Annotated in this window: 15 protein-coding genes; 3 read left to right on the plus strand and 12 right to left on the minus strand. The window is 66.6% G+C overall.

Features of this window, described 5'->3' with window-relative positions; all coding sequences use genetic code 11:
- Nucleotides 1–18 precede the first annotated feature (18 nt).
- The 3 genes from B3098_RS06720 to B3098_RS06730 form a co-directional block, all read right to left on the minus strand.
- On the minus strand, nucleotides 19–1,653 hold the full coding sequence (locus B3098_RS06720; protein WP_175122868.1) for a PHA/PHB synthase family protein: 1,635 nt from the start codon (nucleotides 1,651–1,653) through the stop codon (nucleotides 19–21).
- A gap of 124 nt (nucleotides 1,654–1,777) precedes the next feature.
- Entirely contained in the window at nucleotides 1,778–2,542 is a 765-nt protein-coding gene (pgeF, locus tag B3098_RS06725; RefSeq protein WP_218345171.1) for a peptidoglycan editing factor PgeF, read from the minus strand.
- Complete coding sequence (locus B3098_RS06730) at nucleotides 2,530–3,528, minus strand: RluA family pseudouridine synthase (RefSeq protein WP_175122870.1); 999 nt, start codon at nucleotides 3,526–3,528, stop codon at nucleotides 2,530–2,532. Before B3098_RS06730 ends, pgeF begins: the two co-directional genes overlap by 13 nt.
- Nucleotides 3,529–3,635: 107 nt before the next feature.
- On the opposite strand from B3098_RS06730, the gene B3098_RS06735 reads away from it, so the two are divergent.
- Nucleotides 3,636–4,424, plus strand: a complete 789-nt coding sequence (locus B3098_RS06735) for an outer membrane protein assembly factor BamD (RefSeq protein ID WP_175123345.1) — start codon at nucleotides 3,636–3,638, stop codon at nucleotides 4,422–4,424.
- A gap of 80 nt (nucleotides 4,425–4,504) precedes the next feature.
- Here the strand turns inward: B3098_RS06735 and B3098_RS06740 are convergent, their stop codons facing one another.
- The gene (locus B3098_RS06740) at nucleotides 4,505–6,598 is read right to left on the minus strand and encodes an ATP-dependent DNA helicase (protein ID WP_286893278.1); all 2,094 of its coding nucleotides are present in this window, start codon (nucleotides 6,596–6,598) and stop codon (nucleotides 4,505–4,507) included.
- Between the two features lie 174 nt (nucleotides 6,599–6,772).
- Here B3098_RS06740 and tex point away from each other — a divergent pair, with 174 nt between their 5' ends.
- Together tex and B3098_RS06750 are read left to right on the plus strand one after the other, a co-directional pair.
- The gene (tex, locus tag B3098_RS06745) at nucleotides 6,773–9,148 is read left to right on the plus strand and encodes an RNA-binding transcriptional accessory protein Tex (protein WP_286893281.1); all 2,376 of its coding nucleotides are present in this window, start codon (nucleotides 6,773–6,775) and stop codon (nucleotides 9,146–9,148) included.
- Between the two features lie 344 nt (nucleotides 9,149–9,492).
- Entirely contained in the window at nucleotides 9,493–9,999 is a 507-nt protein-coding gene (locus tag B3098_RS06750; RefSeq protein ID WP_279973214.1) for a hypothetical protein, read from the plus strand.
- Between the two features lie 57 nt (nucleotides 10,000–10,056).
- Here B3098_RS06750 and B3098_RS06755 read toward each other — a convergent pair whose 3' ends face one another.
- From B3098_RS06755 to zapE, 8 genes are all read right to left on the minus strand, one after another.
- On the minus strand, nucleotides 10,057–11,412 hold the full coding sequence (locus B3098_RS06755) for a tryptophan--tRNA ligase (RefSeq protein ID WP_279973215.1): 1,356 nt from the start codon (nucleotides 11,410–11,412) through the stop codon (nucleotides 10,057–10,059).
- Nucleotides 11,413–11,498: 86 nt separating this feature from the next.
- A complete protein-coding gene (locus B3098_RS06760; protein ID WP_286893286.1) occupies nucleotides 11,499–11,822 on the minus strand; it encodes a DUF3325 domain-containing protein in 324 nt (107 codons plus the stop codon).
- A complete protein-coding gene (locus tag B3098_RS06765; RefSeq protein WP_286893289.1) occupies nucleotides 11,819–13,540 on the minus strand; it encodes a PepSY-associated TM helix domain-containing protein in 1,722 nt (573 codons plus the stop codon). Before B3098_RS06765 ends, B3098_RS06760 begins: the two co-directional genes overlap by 4 nt.
- The gene (locus B3098_RS06770) at nucleotides 13,537–13,815 is read right to left on the minus strand and encodes a DUF3649 domain-containing protein (protein WP_175122875.1); all 279 of its coding nucleotides are present in this window, start codon (nucleotides 13,813–13,815) and stop codon (nucleotides 13,537–13,539) included. The genes B3098_RS06765 and B3098_RS06770 overlap by 4 nt, the downstream gene beginning before the upstream one ends.
- Nucleotides 13,816–14,017: 202 nt before the next feature.
- Entirely contained in the window at nucleotides 14,018–16,546 is a 2,529-nt protein-coding gene (locus tag B3098_RS06775; protein ID WP_286893291.1) for a TonB-dependent siderophore receptor, read from the minus strand.
- Between the two features lie 78 nt (nucleotides 16,547–16,624).
- Nucleotides 16,625–17,599 carry a FecR domain-containing protein gene (locus tag B3098_RS06780; RefSeq protein ID WP_279973219.1) on the minus strand — a complete coding sequence of 325 codons (975 nt, stop codon included), beginning with the start codon at nucleotides 17,597–17,599 and terminating at the stop codon, nucleotides 16,625–16,627.
- Complete coding sequence (locus B3098_RS06785; RefSeq protein ID WP_279973221.1) at nucleotides 17,592–18,125, minus strand: sigma-70 family RNA polymerase sigma factor; 534 nt, start codon at nucleotides 18,123–18,125, stop codon at nucleotides 17,592–17,594. The genes B3098_RS06780 and B3098_RS06785 overlap by 8 nt, the downstream gene beginning before the upstream one ends.
- Before the next feature lie 112 nt (nucleotides 18,126–18,237).
- Nucleotides 18,238–19,329, minus strand: a complete 1,092-nt coding sequence (zapE, locus tag B3098_RS06790; RefSeq protein WP_105237867.1) for a cell division protein ZapE — start codon at nucleotides 19,327–19,329, stop codon at nucleotides 18,238–18,240.
- Nucleotides 19,330–19,361 lie beyond the last annotated feature (32 nt).

Below are 19,361 nucleotides of genomic sequence, written 5' to 3' on the forward strand. Positions count from 1 at the left end.
GGACCGCGATACGCGGTATCAGGCCGCCCGGACCTTTACATATCTGCCAGGGGCCGGCTCGATCGGCCGGTACTTGGCATTGCCTGCCTTTGTCCTTGCTTTGACCTGTTTGCCCGAATGCTCGGCCAGCCAGCCCGACCAGTCCGGCCACCAGCTTCCGGGTTGCTCCACGGCCTGCGAAAACCACGTGTTGGGGTCGCCGGGAAGCGGCTGGCTTTCCTGTTCGAGCGCATCGGCCACCCAGTAGCTGCGGCGCTTCTTGGCGGGCGGATTCACCACGCCCGCGATGTGGCCGGATGCGCCCAGCACGAAACGTTGCGGTCCGCGCAGCACCTGCGTGGACGCGTAGGCCGAGACCCACGGCACGATGTGGTCTTCGCGCGAACCGAAGATATAGACCGGCATGCGCAACCGAGTCAGGTCCAGCGGCAGGCCGGCGGCCTGCGCGCGGCCCGGCACCTTGAGGTTGTTCTCAAGGTAGGTATTGCGGAAATACCAGGAAAAGAAAGGCCCTGGCAGGTTCGTGCTGTCGCCGTTCCAGAACAGCAGATCGAAGGCCGGGGGCTTCTGACCCTTCAGGTAATTGCCGACCACGTAGTTCCAGACCAGCTCATTGGGGCGCAGGAACGAGAAGGTGGTGGCGAGATCGCGGCCCGCCATCAGACCGCCGTTGCCCAGTTGATGGTCGCGCATGAGCGCGTGGGTTTCGTCGACAAAGACGTTCAGGACGCCGGTGTCGTGAAAATCGAGCATCGAGGTGAGCAGCGTCAGCGCGGCCACGGGATGCTCGCCGCGCGCTTCGGCCAGCGCCAGCGCCGCGCCCAGCATCGTGCCGCCCACGCAGAAGCCCAGCGCATTGACCTGCGGCTGCTTCGTGATGTCGCTGGCCACGCGCAGCGCTTGCAGCACCGCGTCGTCAAGGTAGTCGGACCAGGTGGCGCGGTCCACGCCGTCGGTATCGGCCGCCACCGGATTGCGCCAGGAAATCAGGAAGACCGTGTAGCCCTCCCCGACCGCGTGACGCACGAACGAGTTCTCGGGCTGCAGATCCAGGATGTAGAACTTGTTGATGTTCGGCGGCACGATGACCAGTGGCCGTTCGTGCACGGTGCCGGTCGACGGCGCGTACTGGATGAGCTGGAACAGCTTGTTCTCGAACACCACGTCGCCGGGGGTCGTGGCCACGTTGCGGCCGATCTCGAATTGGGACTCGTCGGTCTGTGTGATGCGCCCTTTCTGGACGTCGCCCAACAGGTTTGCAAGGCCTTCGTTCAACGCGCGTCCCGCGCTTTCGACGATGGATTGCTGCGCGTCCGGATTCAACGCCAGGAAGTTGCTGGGTGACAGCGCGTCGACCCACTGCATGATGGAGAATCGAAGACGGTCGCGCATGGGCTCGCTGACCTGCGCGGCATCGACCATGCGCTGCATGGCGCGGGCGGACAGCAGATAGGTATGCGCCAGCAACAGATGCGACGCGTTCGCCGCCCAGGCATCGCCCGAGAACCGGCGATCGGACGGCGGCGCCAGCGTGCCGCGCTGCGCATCGTCGCACAGGCGTTGCCATTCGCGCGCGAACTCTGCCTGGATGTCAGCCAGGACTTCCGGTGCCACGCTCACCGGAATGGGACCTGCGGAGAGATTGGCATTCACTTCGACACCTTGTTATCGAGACTTCGCGATTGATGTTGCATTCCGGGTCCAGGACTGTCAATGCGGGTATACAAGGAGGCTCACTACGGTAAAACGCAAGCCCGGGCCCGGCCTTTGCGCGGCGTCAAACCGGGTGCAACCAGGCCAGCATTGCCATGCGTCCCGTCACCCCGTCGCGGCGGTAGGAAAAGTACCGGTCCTTGCGCGTCACCGTGCATTCGCCGCTGAGGGACACCTCTTGTACCCCGGCGCGCCGCAGCCGGAAATCCGCCAATCCGGCGAGGTCGGCCAGCCACTTGCCGGCCGCGCCGGCACGTGGCGCGAAAAAGCGCGCCGTGGCCGGGTCGTCCGCCGTGAAGGCGTCCAGCACGTCCTGCCCCACTTCGAAATGCTGCGGGCCGATGCCGGGCCCGACCCAGGCGCGCCAACCGGCCGCCTGCGGCGCCTTGGCGCGCATGGCGTCCAGCGTATGTTCCAGGACCCCGCCCGCCAGGCCGCGCCAGCCGGCATGCGCCGCGCCCAGCACCTTGCCTTCTGTGTCGGCGATGAGCACCGGCAGGCAATCGGCCACCATGATGGCCAGGACGCGCCCGGGCTGCGCCGTGACGCTGGCGTCCACGGCAGGCTCGGCCGGCACGTCGATCGCGTCCGCGTCCACGACCTCGCTGCCATGCACCTGACGCAGCCACAGCGGGTCGGCCGGCACTGCCGCGCGCACGCGGCGGCGATTCTCGGCCACGGCCTCGGGGTTGTCTTCGGCCCGCAGGCCAAGATTGAGGGTGTCATGCGGCGCCACGCCGACGCCGCCGGCGCGGGTCGTGCAGAAGTAGCTGACGCCATTCCAGTCGGGTCCCGTCACGACGGGCAGGTCTGCAATCAGGCGTTCCATGCAATGCTCTCCTGGACCTGCGCCATGTCGGCAGGCACCGGCGCGTCGAAGTGGACGTCGCCCTTGCCGCCGGGATCGTCGAAATGGAGCGCGCGGGCGTGCAGCATCTGGCGCTCTGCCCCGGCAATGTTCTTGCCGCCGTAGATCGTGTCGGCCAGCAGCGGATGCCCCAGGCTGGCCATGTGCACTCGGATCTGGTGGGTTCGTCCCGTTTCCAGGCGGCATACCACTTCGGTGACACGGCCGCCGGGTTCCACCGAGCCGCGCCGGGCCGGCGCGTAATTGGTGATGGCCGGCTTGGGCGCGACGGGCCGTTCGACGCTCATGCGCACCGGCACACGCGGATCGCGGCCGATGGCGCGGTCGACCTTGCCTGCGGCGGCAACCCAGCCGTGCGCCAGGGCCACGTATTCGCGGCCCATGCTGCGCGCCTGAAGCTGGCGCACGAGATGGGTCTGGGCGATGTCGTTGCGGGCCACGACCATCAAGCCGGAGGTGTCCTTGTCCAGGCGGTGCACGATGCCCGCGCGTGCAACCTGCGCGAGCTCCGGGTAGCGATGCAGCAGGCCGTTGAGCAGCGTGCCGCTCCAGTTGCCGGCCCCCGGGTGGGTGACCAGGCCCGCCGGCTTGTTGACGACGATCCAGTCGGGGCTTTCCGCGACCACGCCGAACTCAACGGGTTCGGGCGTGAAGGCCAGCGCGTCGGGCGCGGGCTGGGCCCAAATGGTGAGTTCGTCGCCGGGGCCGACCGTCTGGCGGATCTTGCCTGGCGCCCCATTGACCAGGACGTTGCCGGATTCGATCCAGCCTTGCAGGCGGTTGCGGGAATGGTCGGGCAGGAGGCCGGCCAGAATCTTGTCGAGCCGGTCGGCGCGCGTGGCGGACGGCACGGTTACAAGTTGCGGCTCCCCGCGGCCGGATTCGTCGAGATTTTCGTCGGCGCTATCGTCGGAAACAAGATCTGCGCGGGCGGCTGTATCAGACATGGAGACAAATCATATAATCAGCCTGCCATGCTAACACCAAGGATACGATTCTCGTGATTCACCACCCTGCAGCTCCCTCGAACCCCGCATCCCGCAGCGGGTCGGTTTTGCGCGTGGTCATCGCGCTTTTTGCCGTCATCGTCATCGCCGGTTGCAGCGGGGCGGACAGCAAATACGACAAGACCACCAACTGGAGCGCAGAACAACTCTACGCGGACGCCAAGGCCGAAATGGCGTCGGGCGGCTGGAAGGAAGCGCGCGAGCGCCTGACCGCCATCGAAAGCCGCTACCCGTTCGGCGTCTACGCGCAGCAGGCGCTGCTTGAACTGGCCTACGTCAACTGGAAAGACGGCGAAAACGAGCAGGCGCTCGCGGCCATCGACCGCTTCCAGCAGCTTTATCCCAATCACCCCGGCACCGATTACGCGCTCTACCTGAAGGGCCTGGTCAACTTCACGCCGGCCAGCGCCTTCATGAGCAACATCACCGGCCAGGATCCGGCCGAGCGCGATCCCAAGGGTCTGCGCGCGTCCTATGACGCCTTCACCGAGCTGATCAAGCGCTACCCCGAAAGCAAGTACAGCGTCGACGCCGAAAAGCGCGTGGCGTGGCTGGTCAACACCATCGCCATGAACGAAGTCCACGTCGCCCGTTATTACTACGAGCGCGGCGCCTACGTGGCCGCCGCCAATCGCGCGCAGACCGTCATCACCGACTTCGAAGGCGCCCCCGCCACCGAAGAGGCCCTCTACCTGATGGTTCAGTCGTACGACAAACTGAACATGACCGACCTGAAGAACGATGCCCAGCGCGTCTACGACAAGAACTTCCCGAACAGCGCGTTCCGGACCCAGGGCCTGAAGGCCGACAGGAGCTGGTGGAATCCCTTCAACTGATTCCGCCTGCATGGGAAGCAAAAAGCCCTTCAGATTTCTGAAGGGCTTTTTTTCGTCTGTGCGACAGAGGGTGCCGGGTGTTATGCGTCGTCCGGTCCGCGTTTGCGCCGGTAGAACGCCAGCACCTCTTCCAGTTCGCGCGTGCGCGCAAACGGCGGCAGGCCGCGCCACAGACGCTTGCCGTACGGCTTTTCCACCAGCCGCGCGTCGCCCACCATCAGTACGCCCCAATCGGATTCGGTACGGATCAGACGGCCCGCGCCCTGCTTGAGCGAGATCGCGGCTTCGGGCAGCTGGTATTCGGCAAAGGGATTACCGCCCTGCGCCCGGCAGGCGCGCAGGCGGGCCTCGATGACGGGATCGTCGGGCGGCGCGAACGGCAGCTTGTCGATCGCCACCAGCGTCAGCACGTCGCCCGGCAGGTCGATGCCTTCCCAGAAGCTGGCGCTACCGACCAGCACCGGATGCTTGAGCTTGCAGAAGCGGTCCAGCAGGTCGCGGCGAGTGCCCTCGCCCTGCTTGAGCAGCGGCCAGTCGTGTCCCGCGTCGTCGAAGGCGTCGGCCAGCAGGTTGGCAACCTTGTCGACGGCGCGCAGCGTCGTACAGAGGACCAGCGTGCCGCCCGGGCTGGCCTCCAGCAGCGGCATCAGCGTCTGCACGAAGCGGTCCAGGAACTGCGGCGATTGGGGTTCGGGCATGCCACGCGGCACGAACAGCAACGCCTGCTCGGGATAGTCGAACGGCGACTCCCATTTGCCGGTGCGGGCGGTGTCCAGGCCAAGCTGGCTGGTGAAGTGCGTGAATTCGCCGTTGATCGACAGCGTGGCCGACGTCATGATCCAGGCTTGGCCGGGCTTGCGGAACTTGGAGAACGCCTGCGCCACGGACAGCGGCGCCGAATGCAGCCGCACGTGATGCAGGCCGTGCTCGACCCAGCGCACGGCCGGGCCGGTCCATTGCTCGGCCTGCGCGGCGCCTTCAAGCAAGGCCGCGGGCGTGGACGGACCGTCGCCCAGCGGGCTCTGCACGGGGGCCTGATCGTCACGGCCCCAGCCTTCGTCGTCGTGCGCGCCGCCGCTGCTGCGCCCGGGCGTGGCCCAGCGCTTGAGCTTGACCGAAATTTCCGCACCCATGCGGGCAGCGGCGAGCAGATCCGGATGCTTTTCGGCGACGGCGCCCAGCGCCTTGGTGGCGCTGTCGATGGCTTCGCGCAGCGACAGCAGCGCCTCGTCGAATTCCTCGGGATTGGGGATGGCCTCGAACGTGGCCTTGCGCCCCGGCATCTTGTCGAGCGGCGCACAGACCAGCCGCAATTCGCGCGCGGCGGTTTCGATGTGACGGCTGACGTCGCTCCATTTGGCGGCTTCGCGCGCATACGCCAGCCCCGCGACTTCCAGCGCGCGGCCGAAGTCCATCAACTGGTGCGTGGATACGCTGCTGCCCAGAAAGCGCGTGGCGGTGTCGGGCAATTGATGCGCTTCGTCGAAGATGACGGTGTCGGCTTCAGGCAGGAGGTCCGTGACGCCCTCTTCGCGCAGCATCAGGTCCGCCATGAAGAGCGCATGGTTGACGACGACGACGTCGGCTTCCTGCGCCTGGCGGCGCGCCTTGACGACAAAGCAATCGCGGATGCGCGGGCATTCCTGGCCCAGGCAGTTCTCGCGGGTGGACGTGACGCGTTGCCAGATGTCGGCGTCTTCGGGCACCTGTGCGAGGTCGCTGCGGTCGCCCGTTTTGGAGATGCCTGCGAACACCTGGATCTGGCGCAGCTGCTGAATTTCGGAGCGGGACTTGAGCGCGCGCTCGTCGCCCTGCAGGCGTTCGAGGTGATAGTGGCACACGTAGTTGCCGCGCCCCTTGAGCAGCGCGGCCGTGACGGGCGCAGCCAGCGCGGCGCGCACGCGCGGCAGATCGCGCGCGAAAAGCTGGTCTTGCAGCGTGCGTGTGCCGGTGGAAATGAGCACCTTGCCGCCCTGGATGAAGGCGGGTACAAGATAGGCCCAGGTCTTGCCGATGCCGGTGCCGGCTTCGGCCACGAGCGTGGCGCGGTCCTGGATGGCCTGGCCAATGGCCTGCGACAGTTCCACCTGCGATGGACGCGGCTTGTAGCCGGGCAAGGCCGTGGCCAGCGGCCCGTCCTCGTCAAAGAATTCGGATATGTCCAGGTCCAGCATTACAGCAGCCTAATGTAGGGCCCCAAATGATACCCGCTGGCGCGCCCTTTTCCTGCTTGCGGCCTGCCGCAATGCCCTTGGCAGAGGGACGGATCAGTCACTTCGGCCACGTTCCGTAACAACGGCTTATGGCACAATCCGCCCCTCGTTTTCCCTTTTTGCCGTCGTATAGAGATGTCTGAAACTTCCACTATCACGAACGTCGCCACCGGCGTCGACAACGCCCGCATCGTCGCTCAGCTCGCCACCGAGTTGGGCGCCCGCGCCTCCCAGATCGCTGCGGCGGTGGAACTGCTGGATGACGGCGCCACCGTGCCCTTCATCGCCCGCTACCGCAAGGAAGCGACTGGCGGCCTGGACGACACTGTGCTGCGCAACCTGGAAGTCCGTCTGGGCTACCTGCGCGAGCTCGAAGAACGCCGCGGCGCCATCCTGGAATCCATTTCGCAGCAAGGCAAGCTGACGCCCGAGCTGCAGCAGGAAATCGCCACGGCCGACACCAAACAGCGCCTGGAAGACCTGTACGCGCCGTACAAACCCAAGCGCCGCACGCGCGCCCAAATTGCCCGCGAAGCCGGCCTCGAACCGCTGGCCGACGCCATCCTGGCCGATCCCGCTTGCGATCCCGCCGCGCTGGCCGCGCAGTACCTCAATCCCGAAGCCGCCATCAACGACGCCAAGGCGGCGCTCGATGGCGCGCGCGACATCCTGGCCGAACGCTACGCCGAAAACGCCGACCTGCTGGCCGACATGCGCGAGCACCTGTGGTCCACCGGCCTGGTGTACTCCAAGATGATCGAGGGCAAGGAAACCGAAGGCGCCAACTTCCGCGACTGGTTCGACTTCAACGAGCCGCTGCGCACGCTGCCCTCGCACCGCATCCTGGCGCTGCTGCGCGGCCGCCAGCAAGGCGTGCTCGAGCTGCGCCTTGGCCTGGAAGCCGACCTCGAAGCCCAGACGCCGCATCCGTGCGTGGCCCGCATCGCCAACTTCCTGAAGCTCGGCAACGGCCTGTTCGCACTGGACGCCACGCCGCGCGCGCGCTGGCTGGGTGAAGTCTGCCGCTGGACCTGGCGCGTCAAGCTCCTGACCGCATTCGAAAGCGAGCTGATCGGCCGCCTGCGCGAAAGCGGCGAAGCCGAGGCCATTCGCGTGTTCGCCGCCAACCTGAAAGACCTGCTGCTGGCCGCGCCGGCCGGTCCGAAGGCCGTGCTCGGCCTGGACCCCGGCATCCGCACGGGCTGCAAGGTCGCCGTCATCGACAAGACCGGCAAGGTTGTCGACACCACCACCGTGTACCCGTTCGAGCCGCGCCGCGACCGCGAAGGCACGATCAACACGCTGGCCGCGCTGGTGGCGCGCCACAACGTGGACCTGATCGCCATCGGCAACGGCACGGCTTCGCGTGAAAGCGAAAAGCTCGTCGGCGACATGATGGAGCGCTTCCCCGACCTGAAGGTCACCCGCGTCGTCGTTTCCGAAGCGGGCGCGTCGGTGTATTCGGCCTCCGAAATCGCCGCCCAGGAATTCCCCGACCTCGACGTGACACTGCGCGGCGCCGTGTCCATTGCCCGCCGCCTGCAGGACCCGCTGGCCGAACTGGTCAAGATCGATCCCAAGGCCATCGGCGTGGGCCAGTACCAGCACGACGTCAACCAGCGCGAACTGGCACGCTCGCTGGACGCCGTGGTCGAAGACTGCGTGAACGCGGTGGGCGTGGACGTAAACACGGCGTCGGCTGCGCTGCTGGCCCGCGTGTCCGGCCTGAACTCGCTGCTGGCCAAGAACATCGTCTCTTTCCGCGACGAAAACGGCGCGTTCCCCACGCGCGAGGTCCTGCGCAAGGTTCCGCGCTTTGGCGAGAAGGCATTCGAACAGGCCGCGGGCTTCCTGCGTATCCCCAACGGCGACAACCCGCTGGACGCCTCGTCGGTCCACCCCGAAGCCTACCCGGTGGTCGAGCGCATCGTGGCCAAGATCAAGGCCGAAGTGAAGCAGATCATCGGCCAGCGCGAAGCCCTGAAGGGCGTGTCGCCGTCGGACTTTACCGATGAGCGCTTCGGCCTGCCGACCGTCAAGGACATCTTCGCTGAACTCGAAAAGCCCGGCCGCGATCCGCGCCCCGAGTTCAAGACGGCGCAGTTCAAGGAAGGCGTGGAAACGCTGAACGACCTGTACCCGGGCATGGTGCTGGAAGGCGTGGTGACCAACGTGGCCAACTTCGGCGCGTTCGTCGACATCGGCGTGCACCAGGACGGACTGGTCCACATCTCGGCGCTGGCCGAGAAGTTCGTGAAGGATCCGCGCGACGTGGTGCGCGTCGGCCAGACGGTCAGCGTCAAGGTGCTGGAAGTGGACGCCGCGCGCAAGCGCGTGGCGCTCACCATGCGCTTGAACGACACCGCCGCGCCCGTCCGCCGCAGCGCCGATGCGCCCAAGGGCGGTGATCGCCCGCGCCGTCAGGGCGATGGCGGCCGCAACGCAGGCGGCGGCGCAGCAGCGTCGATGAACAGCGCCATGGCCGACGCGTTTGCCAAGTTGAAGCGCTGATTCACTGATCCCTCGCGATCCCTGCTTTACCGAAATCCCGGCGTCCGAGGCGCCGGGATTTTCTTTTGGGCAGCCCCTTCAGGCCACCTTCAAGTGCTGCTGCAATCTAGGGGCTTGCCCCTAGATCACGCGCTTTTGTTGCGCTCCCGCAATTCGGCACCACAGAAATAAGTGAAAATATCTAATTGTGTCTAAATAATAAAACCCAGCGTGGCGCTGTCATTAAAAGCGTTCACCGGAGACACAACCACCCGCGGTCAGGCGAGCTACCGCGCGAAGCGCCTGTCGGGGAGCAGCATCAGAACAAGAGCGCGCCCCCTGATAGCCCGGAGATCCGTTCCGTCATGCTCAGCACCATTACGCTCGCCGCAAACGAAACCGCAACCATCACCGACAAGGACGCCACGGCAAGCGGCGTCTACGGCGACGTGACGTTGGGTCAGTATTCGCATCTGATCGTCGACAGCGCCGCGGTCACCTTCAAGCACGTCACACTCGAACGCCTGGGCAGCCGGGTCATCGAACTGCGCAATGGCGCGCAACTGCATGTGGGCGCGCTGGGATTTGCCAGCATGGGCGCCAGCATCGTCTACCGCATCGGCATCGGCTGCGTGATCACGTACGACGCCAGCCAATGGGATCCCGAAGTCGTGGCCAACACCACGTTCGACTTCGCCAGCGGGGGCAGCGGCACGCTGAAGTATTTTCCGTTCATCAATCCGCAATGGCTGGACTGTCCCCACGTCACGGGCTATTCGGACGGTGACCAGCTTGAAATCGCGGGGCAAGGCCGCGTGCAGCGCTTTCAGGTGCGCGACGGGCGCATCGTCGCCAGCGCACGCCTGAACTGAATGCAAAACGGCGCGGATTGCCCGCGCCGTCTTTGTCCATCCGCTGCCCGCTACCGGTTATTCCTGCGCCAGCGACAGAAGCGCTTCGCGCGTGCGCGCGATGCCCGCAGCCGGTTCGCCCTGCGCGCCTTCGGGCGCGGTGGCGACCGTCACGCCGTCAATCACCACCGCATAGCCCTGGGCATGTGCCTGCAGGACGCTGTCGGCGGGTTCGGACTGCAGGCGGCGCATCAGTGCGCCCGCTTCCTTGGGATCGGCAAAGCGCTGCGACAGCAACAGTTCCTCGCCATCGGCCGCCAGCAGGCGGAAGCGGAAGCCGCCGTCTTCGTCGCGGAAGCTGACGAATCGCGCGCCCTTGGACTTTTCCTTCTTGCCCTGGGCGCTCTTGCCCGCCGTAGCGGCGGCGCCCAACGTGCGCAGGCCCACGGCCTCGCGCAGTTCCTGCATGAACGGCACGGCAAGCTTGCGCGCCTTCGCGGCGCCCGCCTGCAGGATGTCTTCGATGCGGCCCGGGTTGGCCATCAGGTCGACGTACTTTTCGCGCATCGGGGCCAGCAGGTTTTCCAGGTGCTCGAACAGCGCCTGTTTGGCATCGCCCCAGCCCATGCCGGCCTCGAGCTGCTGGCGGAACGCCGCCGATTGCTCGGACGTGGCAAACGCGCGGTACAGCGTGTACAGATGGGACGATTCGGCGTCCTTGGGTTCGCCCGGCTCGCGCGAGTCAGTCACGATGCGCATCACCGAGGCGCGTAATGCGCTTTTGCCGCCTTCGAAAAGCGGAATCGTGTTGTTGTAGCTCTTGGACATCTTGCGGCCGTCCAGCCCGGGCAGCGTGGCCACGTCTTCTTCGATGACCACTTCCGGCAGCGAGAAATAATCGCGGCCGTACAGATGGTTGAAGCGCTGCGCGATGTCGCGCGCCATTTCCAGATGCTGGATCTGGTCGCGGCCCACGGGCACCTTGTTGGCGTTGAACATGACGATGTCCGCGGCCATCAGGATCGGGTACGAGAACAGCCCCATGGTGATGCCGTCGTCCGGATCGACGTTCTTGGCCACGTTCTGGTCCACCGAGGCCTTGTAGGCATGCGCCCGGTTCATCAGGCCCTTGGCGGTCACGCAAGTCAGCAGCCAGCTTAGTTCGGGGATTTCGGGGATGTCCGACTGGCGGTAGAACGTCACGCGCTCGGGGTCCAGGCCCACCGCCAGCCACGTCGCGGCGATCTCAAGGCGCGAGCGCGCCACGCGCGCTGGGTCGTCGCATTTGATCAGCGCGTGGTAGTCCGCCAGAAAGAAGAATGCGTCCACGCCGGGCTGCGTGCTGGCCTGCACCGCCGGACGGATCGCGCCCGCGTAGTTGCCGAGATGGGGAGTTCCAGTCGTGGTGATGCCGGTAAGGACGCGGGTGTTCATGAGGCGAGAAGGCGGTTGCTAGGGGAAGCCGCCAGTGTAACGTGCCGCAGCCCGGCCCCGCCCCGGAAAGACTCGAGGCCCCGTGTTTACAGCACCGCCAGCACTGGCGCCGCCAGCGCGCACAGGCCGCCCGCGGTGAGAGCGGCGCGCGGCCGGAAGGTCAGGAACCAGATCAGCAGCAAACCGGCGATGCTGAGGATGCCGATCCATTCGACCGTGCCGTAACTCCAGCCCCAGACCGCCGCCGACGTCCACAACGACAGCGCCAGCGACGCCCAGCCGAACAGCCGCAGCGGCAGCCGATGGCGGCGCGGCAAGGCGCGGTCGAACAGGTCTTCGTAGTGACGGTCCATGCCCAGGCACAGGGCGGAAAACCCTGCATAGGCCAGGCAGAAGGCGGCAAGCGTCATGGCGTATCACCTCGCGGTTCAAAAGCGGTCCGGTGCACGGCGGCCGGGACGGCGGGCTCGTGGGCGGGGGCTGGGGCTGGGGCGGTTGCCGGGGTATGGGCAGTGGCGGCGACGGCGGCCTTGACCGCTTCGTTGCGCGCGGCACGCGGCTTGCCTGCCGTTCTGGCGGGCGCCTTGCGGGCGCGGGCGGCCTTCACCGCCATCCAGGCAAAGAACACGGCGCTGGCCAGGCACGTCAGGTCAAAGCCCGCCATCACCCAGTCGCCCTGCGGCAGAGAAACGCCCAGGTGCCGGTCGGTGGTCAGTGCATTGACCACGGGCACCAGCGCCAGCGCGGCGGCGGCGATGGCAAGCAGGTCCTGCCACTTGCGCCGCTGGAACAAAAACGCGTAGACCAGCGACAGCCCCCAGGCCATGAAGAAGGCGCGCACTTCCCAGACCTGGCGGCCGGGCATGTCGGCCGGCAGGAGCCGGTTGGCCAGGAACACCGCCGCCACGCCGAACACGACGCCCGCGATGGTGCCCGCATTCAGGCCGTCGACCAGACGCAGCGAGAAGGCTTCCCGCGCGTCGCCCTGCCGCGCCTTCTGACGGCGCTTGGCGATCCACAGCACCAGGCCTGTGGCCACCATGGCCGTGCCGGCCAGGCTGACGATGAAATAGAACCAGCGCAGCAGCGGCTCGGCGAACAGGCCCAGGTGCAGGCCGGTGATGACGCCCGTGGTCACGACGGTGGCGCTGTGATCGTCCTCGGCCTCCAGCAGCGCGCCCGTCACCCCATCAAAGCGCATGAAGGGCGCCAGCAGCCCGTACGACACGCCGTCACCCACGTTGCGCACCAGCGTGATGGTGGCGCCCGCATCGCCGGGGTTGTTGACGGTCACCCGCCCGAGGCGGCCCTGCCAATGCTGCTGCGCCTGTTCCACCAGCGGCGCGATGTCGACCAGCGGCGCCGGCTGGTTCTGCGGCGGCGTGATCTTGTTGGCCTTGAAGACCTCGCTCGTGAACTGGCGCGGATTGTCGTACACGGCCTGGATGCCCGCGGGCATCAGCATCACCATGAAGAGCACCAGGTCGCTGAAGGTGATCATCAGGTGAAACGGCAGACCCAGCACCGACAGGACGTTGTGACCATCCATCCAGGCGCGTTGCCCGCCCTTGCCCGGCCGGAAGGTGAAGAAGTCCGCGAATATCTTCTTGTGCGTGATGATGCCGCTGATGATCGCCACCAGCATGAACATGCCCGCGATGCTGGCCAGCCAGCGCCCCCACGGAAACGCGGTCTCCAGTTCGAAATGGAAGCGGTAGAAGAAGTCGCCGCCGCGCGTCTGGCGCGCCGTCACGGGCTCGCCGGTGGCCGCATCCAGCTTGACGCGCACGAACCCGCGTTCGCCCGGCTTGGGCTTGGGCGTCTGGTACAGCAACTGAATGAGGGGCTCGCGATCCGAGGGCGGCGTGATGAACCAGCGCTTGGCATCCGGCGCGTGTTCCGCCAGATAGCGCTGCGCCGTGGCAACGGCCTGCACTGCCGGCGCCGGCTGCGCTTGAACCTCAGGTTGCATCCAGCGCGTGATCTCGGGCCGGAAGAAGGCCAGCGAGCCGGTCAGGAACATGGCGAACAGCACCCAGCCGAAGATCAGGCCGGCCCACGTGTGCAGCCAGGACATGGACTGACGAATGCCCTCTTCGCCGGGATGCTTGTGCTTGGCTGCCTTCATGCCGCCACCAGCCGATGCGCCAGGAATAGACCGCCCAGCAGCGCGGCCGGGCCCAGGATGCCGGCCCAGGCTCGCCAGGCGCTGCGCGTGGCGAACACCCAGATCACGCCGCAGGCGTAGACCACGAAGGACAGCATCTGCGCCGCGGTCACGGCGTCGGCGCGCCCCATGGGCAGCCAGACCGCCAGACAGGCAGCCGCCGCCGAAGCCAGGGCGTAGCCGCCCAGGATGGCGGCCGTCGCGCGAGAGAAAACGGCCATTCTGTAGCGCATCATGCCTGCGCCGGCTGCGGGAGCTTTCACGGGAGTTCTAGGTGGTTGCGGGTCCGTGGCGGACCCGGGGTGGGGACGGGGTTTCCGAGCTTATCCGCCTTTCCCTGTATAAGGCCTGAATTATAACGATTCTCGTTAAGACAGGAACGGCAGTCTCGGACCAAAAGAAAAGGCGGCTCGCCGGGGAGCCGCCTTTTGGCGCTGCTTACCAGCGATACCGCAAGCTGGCCTTGATGGAGCGTTGGTAGCCGAACCAGCACCACGATTCGCCGGAGCACGACGCGATGTACTCCTTGTCGAACAGGTTCTGCACGTTCAGCGCCACCTGCATGCCCTTGAGCGCGGGCGAGGCGCGGCCCAGGTCGTAGTCCAGCATCAGGTCCACCAGCGTGACCTTCGGCACCTTCAGCGTGTTGGCCTCGTTGGCGTACGACGATCCGATGTAGCGCACGCCGCCGCCAACGCCCAGGCCGGCCAGCGGCCCTTCCTGAAGCTGGTAGCGCGCCCACGCCGACGCCTGCTGCGACGGCAGCGCGGCCGGGGTCTTGCCGGTCAGGTCGAAGCCGGCCGCATTCGGGTAGGCCTTGGTGTACTCGTTATTCATGATCGAGTACGCGGCAATCAGCGACAGTCCGCGCATCGGCTCGGTCTTGGCTTCGAGCTCGATGCCCTGCGTGCGCAGCTCGCCCGCCTGGATCGAGCAGCGGCCGCCGGCCGTGCCGCACACGTGCGTCGGATCCGGATCGGTGGTCGTCATGTTCTCGCGGCGGATGTCGAACGCCGCGAACGTCAGCAACGTGGCCGAACCCGGCGGCTGGTACTTGATGCCCACCTCGTACTGCTTGCCTTCGATTGGCTTGAACGGCGTGTTGTTCCAGCCCGTGCCCGACTGCGGCTCGAAGGATTCCGAATAGCTGAAGTACGGCGCCACGCCATTGTCGAAGTTGTAGATGGCGCCGATCCGGCCCGAAAAGGCTTCTGCGTTCAGCTTGGACGGGGTGACACGGCCGGAAGCGATGGCGGTCGTTTCACCCACGTTGCGCGACCAGTCGTAGCGCCCGCCCAAGAGGAACGACAGACGGTCGATCTTGATCTGGTCCTGAAAGTACACGCCCGTCTGGTACTGCGTGGTGGACGCGTCGCTGGAGAACGCCGGCACCGGAATGTTCTGGAAGTTGTCCGGGTTCTTCACGTACAGCGGGGGCGCCGAGCCAAAGCCCGACAGCGTGTCGGTCTTGACGTGCTGATAGTCAAAGCCCACCAGCACGTTGTGGCCGATCTTGCCCGTGTTGAACCGCGCCTCCAGGTTGTTGTCGATCGTCAGCGCGCCAACGTCCACGTCCGTCGCGATGGAGGCGCGCTGGTGATACAGGTAGGTCGGGTCGGTGTATCCGTAGTAGTTGGTCATCGCGCCATAGACGCTGCGGTACTTGGCGTCCGAATGCGTCCAGCGCAGGCTTTGCGACGCCTTGAAGGTGTCGTTGAAGCGATGGTCCAGGATGTAGCCCAGCGAATAGCTCTTGCGGTCGCTCTTTTCGAAATTGGCGTCGCCATCATAGTAATCGGCCGGCAGGCGGAAACCGTCGGGCGCGCGCAGCAGCGTGCGCATCGCCGGCACGGCGCCGTACGAGCCCATGTCGGGATCGTGCTGGAAGTTGGTCAGGATGGTCAGCGACGTGTCCGCATTGGGCTTGTACGCGAACGCCGGCGACACAAAGTAGCGGCGCTCCTTGGTGTCCTGAACCTGGCCGTCAGACATGTAGCCCGAGCCCACCAGGCGGTACAGGTATTTGCCCTCTTCGTCGATGGGGCCGCCGAAGTCGAAGTTGGCGCGGCGGAAGTCGTAGTTGCCGACCTGCAGCTCCACTTCGCGCAGCGGCTCTTCCAGCGGACGCTTGCTGACCTGGTTCACCACGCCGCCCGGGCCGCCCTGCCCGTACATCACCGACGCCGGGCCCTTCAGGACGTCGACGCGCTCGAGGCGGAAGGCGTCGACCTGCGGCAGCGCATCGCGGCCGCCGAACACACGCAGCCCATCCAGATAGGTGGACGCCGAGAACCCGCGCACGTTGAACTGGTCCAGGCGGGTCGCCGTGGCGCCGCGGGACTCGGTGGCAACGCCCGCCGTGTAGCGCAGCACCTGGTTCAGCGTCTGCGCGCCCTGCTCGGTGATCTGTTCGCGCGTGACCACGGACACCGACTGCGGCGTCTCGATCAACGGGATGTCGGTCTTGGTGGCGCTGGCGCTGGCGGTGGCCACATAGCCCACCGTGGGCGCAAAGGCGCTGTCCGACATGCCCGTCACCGTCACCGGCGCGAGCGTGTGCGTGTCGCCCGTGGAGACCGGCGCGGGCGCCAGCGTCCAGGTGTTGCCCGACTGCGCGCGCGCCTGCAGGCCGCTGCCCGCCAGGATGCGCGAGAAACCCGCGCCCACCGTGTAAGAACCATTCAACCCGTCCGAACGCCGGCCGCGCACCAGCGCCGGGTCGAACGACAGCACCACCCCGGCGCTGCGCGCGAACTGGGTCAGCGCGTCGGCCAGCGGCCCTGCGGGAATCTGGTAGCTGCGCTGGCCATTGGCGGCGGCTTGCGCACCTGCGGCAGGCGCCGGCTGCGCCCAAGCCGCCGGCGCACCGGCAAACAGCGCCCCGGCGCAGGTCGCGGCCAGCACAGCTTTACGGCCGGCGGTCATCGGTGTGCGCAGGCGCGGGTGGATTGAAGCGGACACAAACATCTCCCTGTACGGTGGTTTCTTTCTGCTTTCCGTACGGGGATGCAAAACCTGCAATGCGCCGGCAAGAAAATTTGTAACTCAGGCGCCGCTGGGGCCAACCTGCAGCCAGTACTGCGTGCGGCGCGTCACCGCGATGGGCAATGTGTGTTCCAGCGCCTTGAGCGCGCGCTCGGCGTCGTCCAGCGGAAACACGCCCGACAGCCGCAATGCCGCCACCGCGGGATCAACGCGGATCACGCCCACCCGCTGGCGTGCCAGGTGCTCGGCAAAATCGTCCAGCCGCCACTCCTTGGCCACCACCATCCCATCCACCCACGCCAGGCGATCCGGGTCCGACGCGCCGCGGCGGACCTCGCCGTCGTCGGCGTAGGCAAGCCGTTCGCCAGCGCTCAGTTGCGTCAGCACGCCCTGGCGCAGCAGCGCGATGCTGCCTTCATACACACCCACGCGCGAACCGTCCGCCGTGCGCCGCAGGTCAAACCGCGCGCGCTCGGCCCGCAGTTCGCCGTAGCCGGTATCCACGCGCAGCGCCTGCACGCCGGGGCGCGGCTCGGCCTGCACCAGCATCTCGCCACGCAGGAGGTCGATGTCGCGCGCGCTGCCGCTGACGTTGACGCGCACCGCGGTATCGCTGTTCAGCGTGACGCGCAGCCCGTCCGCCAGCGCCAGCGCACGGCGCTCGCCCACGCCCGTGCTGTAGTCGGCGACCAGCCGTTGCCACGGGGCATGGCGGTAGCCCGCCCACCCGGTGGCAGCGATGCCCGCGCCGGCCAGCAGACAGCGCAGCGCGGCGCGCCGGCCGTGCGAGGCAGGCGCATTCAGCGCCGTGTGCGCCAGGGCCGCCGGCACGCGGCGCGCATTGCGGCCGATGTCCTGCAGCCGATCCCACGCCACGCGGTGCGCGGGGTCCTGGGCCAACCAGGCCCGGCAAGATTCGTGGTCGCGCGCATCGTCAATGCCCGATTGCAGGCGCGCCCACCACGCAATGGCCTCGCGCACCACGGCATCGGACGGGCGGGCGTCCACAGGCGCGCCGTTGGCCGCGTCAGGCATGGATCGCCGCATAGCAGGCGGACATTGCGCGCACCATGTACTGCTGCACCGAACTCAACGACACATCGAGGCGGTCGGCGATCTCGGGATACGTCAGGCCATCCAGCTGCGACAAGAGGAAGGCCGCGCGGGCTTTGGGCGGCAGCCCGTCCAGCAGGCGATCCAGCTGAACCAGCGCCTGCAGTTGCTCGGCCTGCGCCTCGGGCGATGGCGCATAGGATTCGGGAACGGTGGCCAGATAGGCCAGATACGCATGCTCCAGCGCGGCATGCCGCTGGTGATCGACCACCAGGCCTTTTGCAATGGTGGTGAGAAGCGCGCGCGCCTCGCTGGCGCGCACCTGCTTGCGGCCCTGGATCACCCGGACAAAGACGTCCTGGGCCAGGTCTTCCGCGCGGTGTTCGCAACCCAGCTTGCGGCGCAGCCACCCGAACAGCCACGGGCGGTGATCGCGATACAGGCCATCGACAGGCGCGACCTGGGCGTCGACGCACGGGGCCGATGAGGAAAGCAAGGTGGAAGACACGGTTGAGACTGCGGCGCTGAACCAAAAGTCCCAAAATCTTAATTGATAATGACTTGCATTAACAATGATTGCACCCACCCGGCCCTCGAAATGAGGACCGGATGAGGCTTTACTACAACGTCACGGCCAACCGGCGTTCGGATTCCAGGTATTCGCGCGACTGCATTTCCAGAATTCGCGACACCGTCCGGTGGAACTCGTTGGCCAGCGCGCCTTCCGTGTAGATCTCTTCAGGTTCGCATTCGGCCGACATGATGAGCTTGACGCGGTGGTCGTAGAACACGTCGATCAGCCACGTAAAGCGGCGCGCCTCGGACGCCTGGCGCGGCCCCATGCGCGGCACGCCCGACAGGATCACGGCGTGGAAGCGGTTGGCCAGTTCCAGGTAGTCGTTCTGCGAACGCGGACCGCCGCACAGCGTGGCAAAGTCGAACCACACGACCGAGCCGCCCAACGCCAGCGCGCGGATCTCGCGGTGCTCGATGTGCAGCACCGGATCCTGCGGCGGCGTGTCGGCCAGCGCATCGAAGGCCGCCTGCAGCGCCTTCTGCGCGTTCTCGTCCAGCGGCGTGTGATAGCTCTGCACCTGCTCCAGCGAGCGGCGGCGGTAATCAATACCCGCATCCACGTTCATGACATCCATGCGCGACTGGATCAGCGCGATGGCGGGCAGCACGCGGTCGCGGTGCAGACCATCGGTGTACAGCGTGGACGGTTCGTAGTTGGACGTCATCACGAAGGACGTGCCGTATTCGAACAGCTTGAGCAGCAGGCGGTGCAGGATCATCGCGTCCGCCACATCGGACACGTGGAATTCGTCAAAGCAGATCAGCCGGTAACGCTTGGCCACGCGCTTGGCGACCTCGTCCAGCGGATCCTGCATGCCCTTCACTTCCTCGAGTTCGCGGTGCACGCCGCGCATGAACTCGTGAAAGTGCAGACGCGTCTTGCGCACGACGGGCACGGTGGCATAGAAGGCGTCCATCAGGAAGCTCTTGCCGCGGCCCACGCCGCCCCAGAGGTACACGCCGCGCGGCACGTCGGGACGGTTCAGCAGCTTTTTCAGCGCATTCGAGCGCATCGACTTGAACTTGACCCATTCGTCGTAATAGCGCTGCAAGCGGTCGATCGCCTTCTTCTGCGCGTCGTCGGGCTTGTAGCCGCGTTCGGCCAATGCGTGTTCGTAGTAGTCGCTGACGTTCATAGGGGAACCGGATCAAGCTGAAGGGAGTAAAG

It is taken from the genome of Achromobacter sp. UBA2119 (assembly GCF_002331005.1).
GTDB lineage: Bacteria > Pseudomonadota > Gammaproteobacteria > Burkholderiales > Burkholderiaceae_B > Achromobacter > Achromobacter animicus.